General features: G+C 60.3%; 15 protein-coding genes and 3 pseudogenes. 8 read left to right on the plus strand and 10 right to left on the minus strand.

Features of this window, described 5'->3' with window-relative positions:
- Nucleotides 1–119 precede the first annotated feature (119 nt).
- Nucleotides 120–854, minus strand: a complete 735-nt coding sequence (locus RBB80_RS17695) for an amidohydrolase family protein (protein WP_433969731.1) — start codon at nucleotides 852–854, stop codon at nucleotides 120–122.
- Nucleotides 751–1,521, minus strand: coding sequence for an amidohydrolase family protein (locus RBB80_RS17700; protein WP_433963807.1), 771 nt, complete (start codon nucleotides 1,519–1,521; stop codon nucleotides 751–753). The genes RBB80_RS17695 and RBB80_RS17700 overlap by 104 nt, the downstream gene beginning before the upstream one ends.
- 102 nt (nucleotides 1,522–1,623) lie before the next feature.
- Here RBB80_RS17700 and RBB80_RS17705 point away from each other — a divergent pair, with 102 nt between their 5' ends.
- Together RBB80_RS17705 and RBB80_RS17710 are read left to right on the plus strand one after the other, a co-directional pair.
- Entirely contained in the window at nucleotides 1,624–2,475 is an 852-nt protein-coding gene (locus RBB80_RS17705) for an amidohydrolase family protein (RefSeq protein ID WP_433963808.1), read from the plus strand.
- On the plus strand, nucleotides 2,433–2,924 hold the full coding sequence (locus RBB80_RS17710) for an amidohydrolase family protein (RefSeq protein WP_433963809.1): 492 nt from the start codon (nucleotides 2,433–2,435) through the stop codon (nucleotides 2,922–2,924). Before RBB80_RS17705 ends, RBB80_RS17710 begins: the two co-directional genes overlap by 43 nt.
- A 10-nt stretch (nucleotides 2,925–2,934) precedes the next feature.
- Here RBB80_RS17710 and RBB80_RS17715 read toward each other — a convergent pair whose 3' ends face one another.
- Nucleotides 2,935–3,444, minus strand: coding sequence for a DinB family protein (locus RBB80_RS17715; protein ID WP_433963810.1), 510 nt, complete (start codon nucleotides 3,442–3,444; stop codon nucleotides 2,935–2,937).
- A gap of 197 nt (nucleotides 3,445–3,641) precedes the next feature.
- Nucleotides 3,642–4,403 (minus strand): enoyl-ACP reductase FabI, encoded by a 762-nt coding sequence (locus tag RBB80_RS17720; protein WP_433963811.1) that lies wholly within the window; start codon nucleotides 4,401–4,403, stop codon nucleotides 3,642–3,644.
- A gap of 134 nt (nucleotides 4,404–4,537) precedes the next feature.
- Between RBB80_RS17720 and RBB80_RS17725 the strand changes: the two genes are divergently transcribed.
- Nucleotides 4,538–5,854: a Gfo/Idh/MocA family oxidoreductase gene (locus RBB80_RS17725; protein WP_433963812.1), complete on the plus strand. Its 1,317-nt coding sequence runs from the start codon at nucleotides 4,538–4,540 to the stop codon at nucleotides 5,852–5,854.
- Here the strand turns inward: RBB80_RS17725 and RBB80_RS17730 are convergent.
- From RBB80_RS17730 to RBB80_RS17755, 6 genes and pseudogenes are all read right to left on the minus strand, one after another.
- Nucleotides 5,851–6,228, minus strand: a complete 378-nt coding sequence (locus tag RBB80_RS17730) for an EVE domain-containing protein (protein ID WP_433963813.1) — start codon at nucleotides 6,226–6,228, stop codon at nucleotides 5,851–5,853. The genes RBB80_RS17725 and RBB80_RS17730 overlap by 4 nt on opposite strands.
- A gap of 37 nt (nucleotides 6,229–6,265) precedes the next feature.
- Nucleotides 6,266–7,123: a glutamate racemase gene (gene murI, locus RBB80_RS17735; RefSeq protein ID WP_433963814.1), complete on the minus strand. Its 858-nt coding sequence runs from the start codon at nucleotides 7,121–7,123 to the stop codon at nucleotides 6,266–6,268.
- Between the two features lie 174 nt (nucleotides 7,124–7,297).
- Complete coding sequence (locus RBB80_RS17740; protein WP_433963815.1) at nucleotides 7,298–7,951, minus strand: GerMN domain-containing protein; 654 nt, start codon at nucleotides 7,949–7,951, stop codon at nucleotides 7,298–7,300.
- Nucleotides 7,948–8,667: an N-acetylmuramoyl-L-alanine amidase family protein gene (locus RBB80_RS17745; protein WP_433963816.1), complete on the minus strand. Its 720-nt coding sequence runs from the start codon at nucleotides 8,665–8,667 to the stop codon at nucleotides 7,948–7,950. The genes RBB80_RS17740 and RBB80_RS17745 overlap by 4 nt, the downstream gene beginning before the upstream one ends.
- Nucleotides 8,668–8,963: 296 nt before the next feature.
- Nucleotides 8,964–10,181: a DUF1015 family protein gene (locus RBB80_RS17750; protein WP_433969732.1), complete on the minus strand. Its 1,218-nt coding sequence runs from the start codon at nucleotides 10,179–10,181 to the stop codon at nucleotides 8,964–8,966.
- Nucleotides 10,182–10,251: 70 nt separating this feature from the next.
- Nucleotides 10,252–10,446: pseudogene (locus RBB80_RS17755) on the minus strand (DUF1015 family protein); the annotation flags it as partial.
- 416 nt (nucleotides 10,447–10,862) lie between these two features.
- Between RBB80_RS17755 and RBB80_RS17760 the strand changes: the two are divergent.
- From RBB80_RS17760 to RBB80_RS17780, 5 genes and pseudogenes are all read left to right on the plus strand, one after another.
- The gene (locus RBB80_RS17760; RefSeq protein ID WP_433963817.1) at nucleotides 10,863–11,852 is read left to right on the plus strand and encodes a VWA domain-containing protein; all 990 of its coding nucleotides are present in this window, start codon (nucleotides 10,863–10,865) and stop codon (nucleotides 11,850–11,852) included.
- A 16-nt stretch (nucleotides 11,853–11,868) separates the two neighbouring features.
- Nucleotides 11,869–12,987: a VWA domain-containing protein gene (locus tag RBB80_RS17765; protein ID WP_433963818.1), complete on the plus strand. Its 1,119-nt coding sequence runs from the start codon at nucleotides 11,869–11,871 to the stop codon at nucleotides 12,985–12,987.
- Nucleotides 12,988–13,088: 101 nt separating this feature from the next.
- Nucleotides 13,089–14,015, plus strand: a complete 927-nt coding sequence (gene cysK / locus RBB80_RS17770) for a cysteine synthase A (RefSeq protein WP_433963819.1) — start codon at nucleotides 13,089–13,091, stop codon at nucleotides 14,013–14,015.
- 42 nt (nucleotides 14,016–14,057) lie between these two features.
- Nucleotides 14,058–15,214 (plus strand): annotated as a pseudogene (locus RBB80_RS17775) (trans-sulfuration enzyme family protein).
- A gap of 240 nt (nucleotides 15,215–15,454) precedes the next feature.
- Nucleotides 15,455–16,611, plus strand: a pseudogene (locus RBB80_RS17780) (acyl-CoA dehydrogenase).
- Nucleotides 16,612–16,626 lie beyond the last annotated feature (15 nt).

Genomic DNA, 16,626 nt, shown 5'->3' on the forward strand with positions numbered 1-16,626 from the left:
TATGGGGCACCCGGCTTTAGCGCGGATTTGCTGTTGGTGTGGAGGAAGGCAACCGCAGATTCCTTCGGGAATGACAAACAAAAGGGCACGGCAGACTCTACGCCAACTGCTACTTTGCTCTAGTGCTGCGCCAGGACTCGGCGGTCGGATTCGGATTGAACTTTGTCGAGGTCTTGGTGGAGAAGCTGATTGTGCTCGACCATCAACTCGCCGCCTACGTAGACGCTGTCGATGTCTCGCTCGGCGGCGATGAGGACGAGGTTGGCGTAGGGGTCTTCGAGGGAGACGCCGAGACGCTTGGGGTTGATGAGGAGGAAGTCGGCGAACTTGCCGGGTTCGAGCGAGCCTAGTTTGTCTTTGACGTTGAGGACATCGGCGGAGCCCATGGTGTGCAGCCAGAGGACCTGGTAGGGGCTCATGACGGTGGCGTCTTCGTACTTGTCGTGGATGGCGTAGAGGCCGGTGCGCATGTTTTCGAAGGGGTCTGCGAGGTCGGCGCTGGCTTCGCCGTCGACGCCCATGCCGACGCGGATGCCCATCTTGAGGTACTTCGGAATGTCAGCGACACCGGAGGCCAGGCGACCGTTCGAGAGTGGGTTCCACGACATGGAGGCGCCGGCTTTGGCGGTTTGCTGGAGGATGAATTCGTCGGAGTGGATGAAGTGGCCGAAGATGAGCTGGTTGTTGAGCAGGCCGCTGTCCATCATCCAGCGAAATTTGGCGCGCTGTTCGCCTTGATCGTCGGGCGCTTCAATGTAGTGGGTCTGGTTGCCGAGATGGAACTCCTTCATCATGTCTGCTTCCATCACGGCCTGCTGGTAGGTGTCGTTGAAGGCGGTCATGCCGCTGATCATGACGCTGAGGAAGTGGGAGTTTGGTGGTTGAGTGGCGGTCCAGTCGAGGAAGGCTTTGAGGCGCATGCGTGCCTGATCGATGGTGATTGAGGGAGACATGCGGTCGGGGCCGTAGCTGTGCACGAAGCGGATGCCGGACTCGGCTGCGCCGCGGAACTGGGCTTCTTCGAACTGGTTGTTGAGTTCGGGGGTTGGCTCGTCCGCCGTAGGTGAAGTTGTAGGCGGTGGTGATGCCGTGCTCGAGGTGGTCTAACGAGCCGAGGAGAGCGAACCAGTACATGTCCTCGGGTGAGGCTTTGGAGGCGTGGACGCCGTAAAGGTCGTCGATCCAGCCGGGAAGAGTCTTGTCGGCGGCGAGACCGCGGTAGGCTGCCTGCCAGAGGTGGCTGTGCGCGGAGATGAAGCCGGGGATCATGAGGTCTCCGTGGGCGTCGATGATCTTGTCGGCATGGAGGGTGGCGGGCGGTTCTCCGGCGGCGACGGCGAGGATAGTGCCGTCGGAGGCTACGGAGAGGTAACCGTTGATGGGCTCGCGCTGGTTGCTGGCCATGGTCATGATTCGCGCGTTGCGGATGAGGAGCCTGGGATTTGCGGCGAATGCGGGGTAAGTCAGGATTGCCAGCAAGACGAAGATTCTGCGAAGCGCGGTTGAAAGTTGACTGGCCATGGTTGTGTTTAGCGTGGATGGATTGTCAAGTCAATTGGAAAGTGCCGGGACTTAGCTGCTTGCTATAGCTTGCTTGCGAGGGTGCGATATGCTGCTTGGACTATGAAAAAACTTCTCTGTGGGTTGGTTGCGGGTTTTGCGGCGTCGCTATGCGTAGCGCAGGATGCAGCTTCGGCGAAGCATGTGGTGGTGCTGCATGCGGCGCGGATGCTGGATGTGGCTGCGGGGAAGGTGGTGGCACCGGGTGAGATTTTGGTGGAGGAAGAGAGGATTGTTGCGGTGGGAGCGCATGTGGAGCGACCTGCTGGAGCGGAGGTGATCGACCTGGGGGATGCGACGCTGATGCCGGGGTTGATCGATGCGCATGTGCATCTGTTTCTGCATCCGGGGGCGGAGGATCTGCAGACAGTGCAGGAGAGTGTGCCGGAGCGGACATTGGTTGCAGCGGGGGCGGCGAAGGCGGATTTGATGGCGGGATTTACGGCGGAGCGCGATATGGGTACCGAGGGTGCGGGCTGCGCGGATGTCGCGGTGCGGAATGCGATCAACTCGGGGTTGATTCCGGGGCCGCGGATGCGGATGAGTTGCAATGCGATCGATTTGACGGGTGGGCATGAGGATGCGATTGGGTATAACCCGGCGCAGAGGGTGCTCTCGAATGCCGACTATGCGGATTCGAGTGAGGAGATTGTGAAGGTGATGCGGGAGCAGAGGAAGGGCGGGGCGGACTTTACGAAGGTGTATGAGACAGGGACGGATGGGGTGCGGGACGGTGAGTTCGTGACGCCGTATCAGTACACGGAGGCGGAGCTTCGAGCGGCGGTGAAAGAGGCTGAGCGGACGGGCGGTGGAGTGGGTTCGGGGCGGGGGTGGCGGTCCATGCGACGGGGGAGCCGGGGACGGGGTTTGCGGTGGCGGCTGGCGTGGCTTCGGTCGATCATGCGTACCAGTTGAGCGACGCGACGATGAGGGGGATGAAGGAGAAGCAGATTTATGCTGTGCCTACGTTTGCGATTAGCGAGTATTTTGCGGACCACGCTGTGAGCAAGCCGGCAGAGGCTAGGGAGAGGCAGTTGATTACGTATCATGCGGCAGAGTTCAAGAAGCAGTTGGCGGCGGGGGTGCCGATGGCGGTGGGGAGCGATGTGGGGCCGTTCCCGCACGGGACGCAGGCGCGGGAGTTGGAGTTGATGGTGGAGTTTGGGATGAAGCCGGCGGCGGTGCTGCAGGCGGATCTGCTGAACGGCGCGAGACTGCTGGGTTGGGCGGGGAAGATTGGGGAGTTGAAGGCCGGGTACTATGCGGATGTGATCGCGGTGGCGGGAGATCCGTTGCAGGATATCTCGGCGACGACGAAGGTCGGGTTTGTGATGAAGAATGGGGTGGTTTACAGGCGGCCTTGAGGTGCTGCTTTCAGGCTGACCACTGCTCGTCGGCGGAGGGGCCGTAGAGTGCGGGGACGGGGATGTCGTTGAGGCGGAGGTAGACGCCCAGCTGCGCGGTGTGGTGGATGAGGTGGTTGAAGCACATCTGGCGGAAGGATTGGACGCGCGAGTTGTTGGAGATGAGCTGGTCCCCGTAGCTGAACTTCCAGAGTTTGGCGAGATCCTCGTCGGAGGATGCGGCGATGGCCTTGCGACAGGCGTCGGCACTCTCGTCGAGCTTTTGCAGGGCGTTGGCGCGGGTGGTGAACTCGAGTGGCATGTGAGGATGTTTTGAGGCGGCCATGTCCATGCCTTCGTCTTCGATGATGTACGAGCCGAAGAGCGGCAGGGTGGCGCAGTGCATGGCGAGTTTGCCGAGGACCATGGACTTGTCGTGACACTTCCAGTCGTTCTTGCCTTCGGGGACACGCTCGAGGGTGCGGCGGGTGTTGGAGATCTCGGTGTCGAAGTCCTGGAGGAGGATTTCAGCAATGGTCATGTGTGGCTCCCTCTATACGGACAGAAGGATATACGAAGCGGGAGGGGAGAGGGATGAAAAAACAGATGCGAAATACAGGGATCCTTCGACTGCGCAGGTCACGGTGAGACTGTGACCTGCTTCGCTCAGGATGACGTGTTTGTTGGTTGTTATCGATGGTGTGGTTGGTGTCAGTGGGGAGTAGGGCGAGGACGATGCTAGAGGCCGGTGATGTTGAAGCCGCAGTCGACGAAGGTGATTTCGCCGGTGATGCCGCTGGCTAGGGGGCTCGAGAGGAAGAGGGCGGTGTTACCGACCTCTAGGGCGTCGACGTTGCGATGGAGTGGGGCGCGCTGCTCGACTGCGGTGAGGATGCTGGTGAAGTCGCTGATGCCGCGGGCGGCGAGGGTTTTGATGGGGCCGGCGGAGATGGCGTTGACGCGAATCTTCTTTGCGCCGAGATCTGAGGCCAGGTAACGCACGGCGGCTTCGAGTCCGGCTTTTGCTACGCCCATGATGTTGTAGTTGGGGAAGACTTTTTCGGCGCCGTAGTAGGTGAGGGTGAGGATGGAGCTGCCTTCGGCCATGAGTGGTTCGGCTGCGCGAGCGAGGGCGATGAGGGAGTAGACGCTGATGTCGTGCGCGATGCGGAAGTCTTCGCGGGTGGTGTTGAGGACGTTGTTTTTGATGTTCGGAGCAAAGCCGATGGAGTGGACGAGGATGTCGATTTTGCCGTAGGCGGATTTGAGCTGCTCGATGACGCCGTCGATGTCGGCGTCGATGGAGACGTCGCAACGGAAGGTCTTGGTGCCGGGCAGGTCGGCGGCGAGTTCTTCGGCTTCGCGCTGGAGGCGCTCGTTCTGGTAGCAGATGGCGAGGGTGGCGCCGGCTTCGGAGAGCTTCTGGGCGATGCCCCAGGCGATGCTGCGTTTGTTGGCGAGGCCGAAGACGACGGCTACTTTGCCTTTGAGGTCAATCATGATGCGCGGTAATCCTTTCGAGACGGCTTGGGCGGTGGAGGGGCGGCCCAACAGAAAGGATAGCAGGGTGAGGGCGATAGGAGAGGGGGTGAGGTTCCTCTATAGTGGAGGCGTTGATTGAGGAGGATATTTTGATGTCGGAGTTTTCGCGCAGGCGGTTTTTGCAGACGGGCAGCGGGTTGGCGATGGCGGCGGCGTTGCCGGGAGCGGTGATGCTTGGGCAGGAGCAGGCGCCGCCGGTGGCGAGTGGGGACCGGGTACGGTTTGCGAGCATTGGGGTGGGGATTCAGGGGTCTTCGTTGCTGAGGGCCGCGGTGACTCTGCCGCAGGCGCAGTGTGTTGCGGCGTGCGATCTGTATGACGGGCGGCATACGCTTGCCAAGGAGATTGCGGGCGCGAATATCAAGACGACGCGACGGTACCAGGAGATTCTGGAGGACAAAAATATCGAGGCAGTGATTGTTGCGGTGCCGGATCACTGGCATAAGCAAGTGACCGTCGATGCGATTCGCGCGGGGAAGGATGTGCATTGTGAGAAGCCGATGTCGCATACGATTGCCGAGGGCGAGGAGATGGTCGCGGCTGTGAAGGGGAGCAAAAACTTTGTGCAGGTGGGTTCGCAGCGGGTGAGTTCGAAGGTGTTTGCGAAGGCGAAGGAGTTGTACGACAGCGGGGCGATTGGTGAGGTGCACCAGGTGGAGCTGCAGCTGGGGAGGAACTCGCCGGGTGGGGCGTGGGTGTATCCACCACCGCTGGACCTCTCGCCGGAGACGCTGGACTGGGCGACGTGGCAGGGTACTGCGCCGAAGAAGGCGTTTGATCCGATTGCGTTTGCGCGGTGGCGTGCCTTTCGTGAATATGGCACCGGGATGGCGGGCGATCTGATGGTGCATCTGCTGAGCGGAATGCAATTTGTAACCGGGATCAATGCAATTCCGGATAGGGCTTATTCGATTGGGGGAATCTATCGCTGGAAGGATGGGCGGAATATGCCGGACCTGATGGTGACCTCGTTCGAGTATGGCGATGTGCCGGTGACGGTGCGGCTGACGCTGGGAACGGAGACGCCTGAGGTAACGCGCGTGATGGGACCGAAGGGTGTGATCGAGATTTCGAATAGCAATACGGTTACGCTGATTCCGGAGTTGGGAGTGGATCGGTCGCCGGCGTACGGGATCAATGGGTTTCCGGCGGCGATGCATGCGCAGTACGAGAAGCAGTGGCATGCCGAGCATGATGCGTTTCTGGCGGAGCATCCGCTGGATGACACGATGATGTGGAAGGGGCCGTCGTGGGATGAGCTGCGGCCGCACCTGGCGACGTTCTTCGACGCGGTGAGGTCTCGGAAGCCGGTGGCGGAGGACGTGGTGTTTGGATACCATGCGGCGGCGGCTTGCCACATGGCGAATGCTTCCTACTTTGAGAAGAAGGTGATCTTGAAGAAGGCCTAGGCGGTGAGCCAGTCGTACTGCGCGTCGGTGAGTGGGACGACGGAGAGGCGGAACTGGCGGAACATGATGGAGTCTTTGAAGACGGCGGCGGCGCGGATGGCGTCGAGGGGTTTTTCTGTCTTGAGGCGCTTGACGGGCTGGATTCGGACCTGGGGATTTTTGGGGTCGGTGGCGTCGACGGAGACGACCTTTGCGGTACCTACGGCTGCTTTGCCCACGACGGAGTGGTAGATGACGAGCTTGTCGCCCTTCTTCATGCCGCGAAGATTGAGGAGGGCCTGATTGTTGGAGATGCCGTCCCATGTGGTCTCGCCATCGCGCTCGAGGTCTTCGAAGGAGTATTTGGTTGGTTCGGTTTTCAGCAGGTAGGGCATCGTATTCTCTCCGTTTGAAGGATAAAGCAGGTTCAGGCTAGCCGCCGAGGTCGATGAGGTTTACTTCGGCTACTGGTTGGCCGAGGAAGTTGGAGCCGAGGCGCTGGAATTTCTCGATGGAGTCGGTGGCGTAGAAGGTGCAGGTGGGTTTGGCGGTGGGGGTGAGGTTGGGGAAGTGGTGGGCGACGAGGGTGGCGGTGGCTCGGGCGGTGGCTTCGGCGGAGTCGATGATGGTGAGGGGGTGGCCGATGGAGTTGAGGATGCGGTGGATGGCGGGCTCGATGAGGGGGTAGTGAGTGCAGCCTAGAAGGAGGGTTTGCGTGGCGGGCGCGGCGGCTAGGGCTTCGGTTAGGTAGATTGTGAGGACATCGTCGGTGACGGGGTGGTTGGTCCAGCCCTCTTCGACGAGGGGGACGAGGAGTGGGCAGGCTTTTTCGCAGGCTTGGAGGCCGAGGGCGTTGAGGGCGTGGGTGTAGGCGTGGGATTGGACCGTGGCGGTGGTGGCGAGGACGAGGACGTGGTTCTGGCTGTCGGGGAAGCTTGAGGTCGCGAGGGCAGCCTGGGCTCCGGGTTCGACTACACCGATGACGGGGATGGGCAGGGCTTGCTGGATGTCTGGCAGGGCGAGGGCGGTGGCGGTGTTGCATGCGATGACGAGGAGGTCGGCTCCTTGTTTGTGGAGGAACTTTGCGCTGGAGACGGCGTAACGAGCGACGGTTTCGCGGGACTTGGAGCCGTAGGGGAGACGCGCGGTGTCACCGAGGAAGATGTAGTGGGCGCCTGGGATCAGGGGGAGCAGGGCTCGGAGGACCGTGAGACCTCCAAAGCCGGAGTCGAAGACACCGATGGTGAGGGATTTTGGGGTGTTTGGATTGGCTGCAGTGCTGTCGGTCATGGCTGTTTTGTTATTGCTGAAGGCTCTTGTTATTGTTGAACATTTTTTGGTGGAAGGGTTCCGAAGGTTGTGAATGCTTGGTGACCTTCGGGATCCTTCGCTGCGCTCAGGATGACGGCAGAAGCGTAGAACGGCCAGAACGATGGCGAGGAATGAACTATTTATGCTCTTTCTTTATAGCTGAGGATTTTCGGTTGGTGGGGTCGGGTGGGAGGTGGTGTCGGTTGCAGGGTAGGTGCGGAGGAGGTCGGCGTGGCCGGCTAGGGTGTCGTGAGGCTGGCCGTCGACGAGGAAACGGACGCCGGTGACCTGCGGGAGGGCGGCGTGGAGGGTGCCGATGATCGATTGCACTGTGAGCGCTTCGACCTGGATGCCAGAGGGGTGGTCGTCTACGAAGGAGCCTCGGAGATTGACGATCGCCAACTGCGCACCCTGGGATGAGTCGGCGTGATACTTGTCGGGAGTGTTTGTCGCGGGAGTGAGGAGGAAGACATCATCGACTGTGGGACCGCTTTGGAGTGGGTGGGCGGAGTTGGGGAGGGCGTAGGCTGCGAGGAGGTGCTCGAGGAGGGTGCGAGCGCGGAGGGTGGGGGCCTGAGGGAGCGCGACGGATTCGGTGGTTGGGGTGATGGAGGCGTCGGCGTCGTTAGCGAGGTAGAGCGTGACGTCTTCGGTGCTGGTGGCGGTGGGGGCGGCGATGGGAGTGGCGTCGTTGAGTGCGGCGAGACGCTTGTGAGCCTGCTGGCAGCCGCGGAGGAGGAAGGCGGACATGAGAAAGATACCTGCGATGAGGCTCCAGAAGAGGATGCGCTGATAGCGGGGGATCATCGGGCGGCTCCGGCGGCGGGGTTCTGGTTTCTGCGCCAGTTGGCGAGTCCGGTGGCGATGGCCTGGGCGATCTGCTGCTGATAGTTGGCGTCGCTGACAGGGGTGGCTTCCCCGTCGGCGGGGACTAAGGGGGCGATCTCGATGGCGACGGCGGGGCAGGTGAGGTTGTCGAGAGGGCGGAGGGAGGAGCGGGTGAGGAGGACGGGGAGCCTGGAGTGGAGGAGGGCGAGGCCGAGGGAGTTGGCGAGGGCGAGGCTTTGGGGGATGGAGGCGGATTGGGCGGTGTCCCAGGGGATCGCGTGGTGGGTGTCGGCGTCGGAGTCGTCGGGTGGGGGAACGTCGGAGGTGATGACGTGGATGCCGTTGCCGCTGGCGGTGGCGTGGAGGACGAGGCAGGCGGTGGGGTGGGAGTGGTTGGCGATCTCGGCGCGCTGGTCGGTGGTGAAGGGGACCGCGGGGTCGGAGTCGCGGGTGGCGATGACGGAGAAGCCGCTGGTGGAGAGGAGGGCGCGGAGGCGGGTGGCGAAGGCGAGAGTGAGGGATTTTTCGGGGAGGCTGTCGGAGAGCCTGGCGCCGGAGTCTGGGCCGCCGTGGGCGGGGTCGAGGAAGATGGTGGTGCGGGGGAGGGGTTGCTGGGCTTGAGCGGTGATGGGGGCTAGGCTCGCGAGGAGGACGAGGGACAGGCGCGCGGCGAATTGTTTGCAGGGGTGCGTCAAGAGAGTGTCTGGATGATTGTAATGGGTGCGGTCGAGCGCGGCAGGAGAGGTAAGAGAAAAGCGAAATACGGGGTCTCTCCACTCCGCAGCTCACGATGAGACTGTGAGCTGCTTCGGTCGAGATGACGATTTTGTTCAGAGGCGAAACTTCAAGGACAACGGCAGATTCCTTTCCCCTTCGACTTCGCTCAGGGTGCGGAATGACAAACAAAAGAACAAGCGACAACAAAGCAACAGCAGATTCCTTCCCTTTGGCTTCGCTCAGGGTGCGGAATGACAAACAGAAGGACAAAGCACTAGCAAAAAGCTGCGGTTGACAATGCAAGCTGGCTTTCTGTTCTGTCAGGGGTGTTAGTCGAGGGCGTAGATGGCCAGGCCGCTGAGGAGTTTGGGGTAGAAGTCGGTGGATTTTTGGGGCATGACGTCGCCGGAGAGGGAGATGTCGCGGAGCTGGTCGAGGGTGATGGGTTTGATGAGGAAGGCGATGTCGGCTTCACCGCTGGCGACGAGAGCGGTGGCTTCGGAGGCCTCGCGGATGTAGCGGACGTTGCCGAGGCGGGTGATGGTGTCCTGATCGAGGCCCAGGAGCTTGTCGAGGATGATGCTGTGGAGTTGCACGACATCGAGTTGGGCCTGGCGGGGGAGATGCCTTTTAGTGCCGCTGCGATGACGTCGGGCTTTGGGGTGAGGAGGTAGTTGCCGTCCCCTGTGGCGGCGAGGAAGGCGGTGCCATGGGTGGCGTTGAGGGCGGCCAGGTCTGGGGAGGAGAGTGCCTTGACGTTGAAGAAGGCGCTGGCTTTGGTGACGAAGTCGGGTGAGCTGAAGCTGGGCAGGCCGTGGACGACGCGGTGGGTGGGCAGGATGGTGATTCCGGGAGCGTCCATGTTGACGAAGGTCATCATCATGGCGGCTTCGGGGAAGGCGGGGTGGGCAGGGTGGACCGGGTGTCGCCGTCGGCGATGACGGAGGGAGCTGTCGTCGTCGCCCGGGATGGGCTGCTTGAAGGGGAGTTTGAGCTGGGCTGAGCGCTCTTTGGCGTAGGCGACAGAGGTCTCGTAGCGGTGGTGGCCGTCGGCGATGATGAGCTTCTTGTCGGCCATGGCGGTGAGGAGGAGGTTGATGGTGTTGGGGTCGGCGATCTTCCAGAGGCGATGGACGACGTTGTACTCGTCGGTGATGGCGAGGTCGGCTGGAGCGGTGTCGGGGCCGATCATGCCGCTGAAGTTCTTGTCGGGGCCGTTGGCGCCGAAGATGAGCTTCTCGGCGGTGAAGGCGGGGTCGGAGTAGAGCATGTAGATCTGCTCGCAGTAGGCGCGGGTGGCCTTGAAGAGGGCGAGGCGGTCGGACTTGTGTTTGGGGAAGGTCTGCTCGTGGCGGTAGACGACCTTGTCAGCGTAGTCGTAGAGGTGGCCGAGGGCGATGAAGCCGCGACGTTCGCGGGTTTCGTTTGTGCCGGGCACAGTGTATGTCTGGGAGTAGCCGTAGACGGCGGGCTCGGACTCTTCGGCGAGGATGCGGTCGCTGCGCCACTCGCGGAGGGTTTCGGCGGCGCGGGTGTAGACGTTGTGCGCCTTTTCGCCGGGGGAGGAAGTCCTGCGCTTCGGTGTCGTTGGGCTCGTGTTTGCCGAGGATGACGCGGATGAGGTTGTAGGGGCTGGCTTCGTAGTAGTGCTGCTGCATGGCCGGGGTGATCTTGTCGTAGGGCTGGGTGACGACGTCTTCCATGTTGACGCGGGCGGGGTCGTAACGGAGGGCGCGGAAGGGGTAAAGACGGGCCATGCTTTGAAGGTTCTCCGGAGTTGGAATATGAGGTGATTGTACGGGTTGGGCGTGAAGAGAGGGTGCAACGAATCCGAAAGCCTGCGTGGAACGTTGACGAGACAGGATTAGCGATGTTCTGCGATGAAATGATGACAAAAGGGGTTGACACGGGGTCTATTATCTTCAGAACGCAGCATCTGGTGGACTTGGCGGGCTGTGGGTCTGGTAATGAGTGGAGACGGTGTGGAGGAGCTCCACGGATGGTACGACGGCCAGGTGGTCGCGAGGATTGCATAGGTGCCGAGATGGAGATCAACATACGGGACAGAGTAGTTGTCGAGGACGACAGGCGGAGAGATTGGGCAGGTCGCCGGAGAGGGCGTCGGGCTGCATGGGGGCTCGCGGGATTGCTGTGCCTGGGGCTGTGGTGTGCATTGGGGAGTAGAGTTTGCCGCGCTCAGGAGCAGGAAAATCCGCTGGATGTAGTAAATACGCCGGCGCCACCTAAACCACCGAAGACACCTGAGGAGACGAAACCTGTCATTGAAGGGGCGGCAAACGCGGCTGCGCTGGCCACCTCGAGGCGGGACGCGCGGATTCGTGTGGATGTGAACCTGGTGCTGATTCCAGCGACTGTTACTGATTCGATGAACCGGCTGGTTACGGGGTTGGAGCGGGAGAACTTCGAGGTCTTCGACAATAATGTGGGACAGGTAATCAAGAGCTTTTCGACGCAGGATGCGCCTGTGACGATCGGGATCATCTTCGACTTGAGCGGGAGCATGTCGTCGAAGTTTGTACGGGCTCGGAAGGCGCTCAGTGAGTTTTTGAGAACGTCGAATCCGCAGGACGAATTCTTCGTGGTTGGCTTCAATGACCGGCCAGCGGTGATTGTCGACTACACGTCAGACGTGGACGATGTTGAGGCGCGGATGGTGATGTTGAAGCCCGAAAACCGGACTGCGCTGATCGATGCGATCTATCTTGGTGTGGATAAGCTGAAGCAGGCCAAGTATGAGCGGAAGGCGTTGCTGATTATCTCGGACGGCGGGGATAATCGAAGCCGGTATACAGAGGGCGAGCTGCGGCGGGTGGTTCGGGAGAGCGATGTGCAGATTTATTCGATCGGAATCTTCGATCAGTATGCGCCGACGACCGAGGAGCAACTGGGTCCTATCCTGTTGACGGATATCTGCGATATGACTGGAGGAAGGATGTTCCGGGTGTCGGAGATGGGGGATCTGGGAGATATTGCTTCGCGGATCAGCGCGGAGCTGAGGAATGAATATGTGATCGGGTACAGGCCTTCGGAGGTGAAGCAGGACGGGAACTGGCGTAAATTGAAGATACGACTCGTTCCGCCGCCAGGGCTTCCGAACCTGACGGTACATAATCGCCAGGGGTACTATGCACCTTCGCAGTAAGAGTTTTTGGCCAGGGATGGCCACAGGATGGTTGATGCTGATGGCCGGTGGGGTGGGCGGTTGGGCCCAGCGGCCGGCATCTCCGCCGACACCCGCGAAACAACAACCCGTTTCACAACAGCCTTCGCTGACTGTCGATCGCGATCCGGTGGCTTCACCTGATCCTGATGCGCCAGCGCGGAGCCAGACTGGCGCGCCGCAGGGTGCGGGGAGTGGTGTGATTGGGCGGGAGAACGGCAAATATACGCTGCGGCAGGATGCTTACGAGGTCCGCCTGAATGCGACGGTGCTGGATGGGAGCGGGCGGTCGATTCAAACGCTGGATAAAGATGCGTTTCATATCTATGAAGATGGAGTTCCGCAGACGATCAACTCGTTTCGGCACGAGGATCTGCCGGTGTCGCTGGGGCTGCTGATCGACAGTTCCGGGTCGATGTACGACAAGCGGGTGGCGGTGGACAAGGCGTCGCTCGATTTTGTGAAGCTGTCCAATCCCGAGGATGAAGAGTTCCTGGTGGACTTCTCATGGGAGGCGTTCATCGATCAGGACTTTACGAACAATATCGACAAGCTGCAACAGGGCCTGGGATATATCAAGTCGAGCGGTGGAACGGCGATCTACGACGCACTGGTGGCTTCGGCGGATTATCTGGCGAAGAATGCGAAACATCCGAAGCAGGTTCTGCTGGTGATTACAGACGGTGAAGACAATGCTTCGAGTGCGACGCTGGAGCAGACGATTCGGAGGATTCAAGATCTCGATGGTCCGGTGATTTACTGCGTGGGCTTGTTGTTTGGCGAGGATACCGATAAGCGCGAGTCGCGGCATGCGCGCAGGGTGCTGGAGACGCTGGCGGAGCAGACCGGTGGTGCGGCTTACTTTCCGAAGTCGGTGAAGGAGGTCGATGCGATCGCCGCGGAGGTGGCGCAGGATATTCGCACGCAGTACACGATCTCGTATCACTCAACGAAGTCGCCAACGTTGGGTGGTTATCGCGAGGTGCACGTGGAGGCTAAGTCTAAGAGCTTCGGGCGCCTGTCGGTGCGGACCCGGACCGGGTACTATCCGAGAGTGGTTGCGGATGCGAGCAAAGGTGGCGGCGCAAGCTTTAGTGACCCAGAAAAGAAGAACTGAGGCGTAGGATCGCTGATGGAGTTACAGGCGATTGCCTTGGGATACCTCCGTCTGTTAGTACGTTGAATGACGGTCGATTTTGTGTGTGAAGGATTGGATTGATGAAGGTCGTTGAGAGCATTTTGGAATTAGTAGGGCAGACGCCAATGGTGCGTCTTCGCCGTCTTGAACTGAGAAGTGGTAGCGAGAACTGCGCAGAGATCTGGGCGAAGCTGGAGTTCTTGAATCCGGGTGGGAGTATCAAGGACAGAGCTGCGCTTGGGATTGTGCTGGACGCTGAGCGACGGGGCGTGCTGCAGCCTGGCGGCACGATAGTGGAGGCGACGGCCGGGAATACTGGTGTTGGGCTGGCGCTGATCGGAGTCAATCGCGGGTACAAGGTGATGCTGTATGTGCCGGAGCAGTTTGCCGAGGAGAAGTGCAAGCTGATGCGCGGACTCGGAGCGACAGTGGTGCGGACTCCTGAGGCCGATGGCATGGCGGGGGCGATTCGGATGGCCTTGCAATTCGAGAAAGAGACGCCGGGGGCGTTCGCTGCGCTGCAGTTTGAGAATCCGGCGAACCCTGACTTTCATGAGGAGACGACGGCGGCAGAGATCTGGGAACAGATGGAAGGCCGCGTGGACGCATGGGTCTCGGGCGTGGGATCAGCGGGGACGTTTACTGGAGTCGCCCGGTTTCTCAAGAAGAAACGGGCAGAGATCTTGACCGTTGCCGTAGAGCCGCAGGGGAGCGTTCTGGAGGGTGGGGAGCCAGGGCCGCATAAGGTAGAGGGAATTGGAGTTTCGTTTATACCTGCGACGTTTGACCGCTCCGTATGCGATCGCGTGATGATGGTGATGGACGAGCCGGCGTTGGAGATGGTGAAACGGCTGGCTGCGGAAGAAGGTGTGTTTGCAGGGTCCAGCGCGGGAGCGATGTTGTGCGCGGCGGTTGATGTGGCGCGGGAGCTTGGAGCGGGGAAGAGAGTGGTGACGGTGATTCCGGATTCGGCGGAGCGGTATTTGTCGAAGGAATTGCTGAATTAGTTCTGGATTGCGAATAGATTGTGATTATTGAGGTTACAAATAATGGAAGCGAAGAAGAGACATGGTTTTGCAACGCGGGCGATTCATGATGGACAGGCTCCGGATGAACTGACTGGCGCGGTGAACGTACCGATTTATCTGACCTCGACGTATCAGCAGGAGGAGATCGGAAAGAACAAGGGGCATGAGTACGCCCGGCTGACTAATCCGACACGGGATGCGTTGGAGGAGAGCCTGTGTTCCCTGGAAGGTGGGACGAGCGCTCATGTGTTCGGCAGCGGAATGGCGGCTATCACCGCGCTATGCACGATGATGAAGTCGGGCGACCATGTAGTCTGCTCGGATAATGTGTATGGTGGGACCGGGCGGCTGTTCGACAAGGTGCTGACAAACTACGGGTTGACGTTTACCTACGTCGATACGAGCGTGGCCGAGAATGTTGCCGCTGCGATTACTCCGGCGACGAAGCTTGTGCATATCGAGACGCCGACCAATCCAATGATGTCGCTGACGGATATTGGCGCGGTGGCGAGGATCTGCCATGCGAAGGGCGTGGAACTGAGTGTTGACAACACATTCCTGTCGCCCTACCTGCAGCAGCCGATCGCACTGGGTGCCGACATCGTGATGCACTCGACGACGAAGTTTTTGAACGGCCACTCGGACGGGCTGGGCGGCGTGCTGATCTGCACCAAGCGGGAGCATGCAGAGAACTTTCGGTTTGTGCAGAAGTGTACGGGCGGAATCTTGTCGCCGTTTGAGAGCTATCTGCTGCTGCGTGGAGTGAAGACGCTGGCGGTGCGGATGAAGCAGCATGATGCAAATGGCCGCGTGGTTGCTGATTTTTGAAGAGCCATGCAAAGGTGCAGCAGGTGTTTTATCCAGGGTTGGTTGAGCATCCGCAGCATGAACTGGCGAAACGGCAACAGCACGGGTTCGGGTCCATGATTTCGATGGAACTGGGGTCGCTGGAGAAGGCAAACAAGTTTGCAAAGGCGCTTCGGCTTGGACTGCTGGCGGAATCCCTGGGAGGGGTGGAGACGCTGATATGTCATCCGGCAACGATGACGCATGCTGCGGTGGGAGCGGAGGGTCGCGCGCGTCTGGGAATTACGGACGGATTGATGCGGGTTTCGGTGGGGATTGAGGATGTGGAGGATATCGTCGCGGATTTGGCGCAAGCTCTGGATAAGATCTGAAGCGGTGTCCTGCCGGACGGGCCTCCTGCGCGGAGGGCGGTCACTTCGTGACTTGTATACCTTGCGGTGGCGAGGAACAGGTGTCAGTGCTCCCGTTGGTCGGGATAATCAACTCCGACCCAACGGAGGACCACAGAATTCGCCCTGACAGAGCAAGGTACACCTGTTCGGCAGCGTGCCAGAGTATGCATGGATGTGATACATGTATTAGCGCAGGTTATGAAGCCTTTGGAGGGGTCCATGTTTGGGTTGACCGATGAGCAGAAGCAGTTGCAGAGCGCAGTACGGGCGTTTGCCGAAGGCGAAATTGCGCCGCATGTCTCGGAGTGGGATGAGAAAAGCGAGTTTCCGCACGAGGTGGTGAAGAAGCTTGGGGAGATGGGTCTGCTGGGGGTGATCTTTCCCGAGTCTCTGGGCGGAGCGGGTATGGGTTACGTGGAGTATGTGCTCGCGATTGAGGAACTTTCGCGCGTCGATGGGAGTGTAGGAATTATCGTCGCGGCGCATAACTCACTTTGTACGAATCACATCATGCTTTGTGGGAACGATGAGCAGAGAAAACGGTGGATTCCAAAGCTGGCCAGTGGCCAGTGGCTGGGTGCGTGGGGGTTGACGGAGCCGGGTTCGGGCTCGGATGCTGGCGGCGCGCGCACTACGGCCGTAAAGCAGGGCGACAGATGGGTGCTGAATGGGAGTAAGACGTTCATCACCAATGGAAGCTATGCGAACTGCGCGGTGGTGCTCGCGGTGACGGATAAGGAGAAGGAACTCGCGGCGGGATCTCGGGGTTCGTGGTGGAGCGCGGAACGAAGGGGTTTCGCTCGGGTCGGAAGGAGAACAAGCTGGGGCTGCGGGCGAGCGACACAGCGGAATTGATCTTCGAGGACTGCGAGGTTCCATTGGAGAACCTGGTTGGGAAAGAGGGAGACGGGTTCAAAGATGCTATGCGCGTGCTGGATGGAGGAAGAATTTCAATCGCTGCGCTGAGTTTGGGGATGGCGCGAGGGGCGCTCGATGCGGCGATGAAGTATGCGCAGGAGAGACGGCAGTTTGGGAAGGCTATTAGCGAGTTTCAGGCGATTCAATTCAAACTGGCGGACATGGCGACGCAGCTCGATGCAGCGTGGTTGTTGACGATGCGTGCCGCGCAGATGAAGGATGCGGGCAAGAAAGTGACGCTGGAGTCTGCGATGGCGAAGCTGTATGCGAGCGAGGCTGCGTGCAGGATCTGCGACGAGGGCGTGCAGATTCATGGGGGGTATGGGTTCATCAAGGATTATCCGGCGGAGAAGTTTTACCGGGATGTAAGACTCTGCCCGATTGGCGAAGGGACGAGCGAGATTCAGCGAATGGTGATTGCGCGAGAGCTGCTGGGGAAGAGTCCTAGCCGTGGCTAGCGCGATTTCGTATCG

This window comes from Tunturiibacter gelidiferens (genome assembly GCF_051013345.1).
Lineage (GTDB): Bacteria > Acidobacteriota > Terriglobia > Terriglobales > Acidobacteriaceae > Edaphobacter > Edaphobacter gelidiferens_A.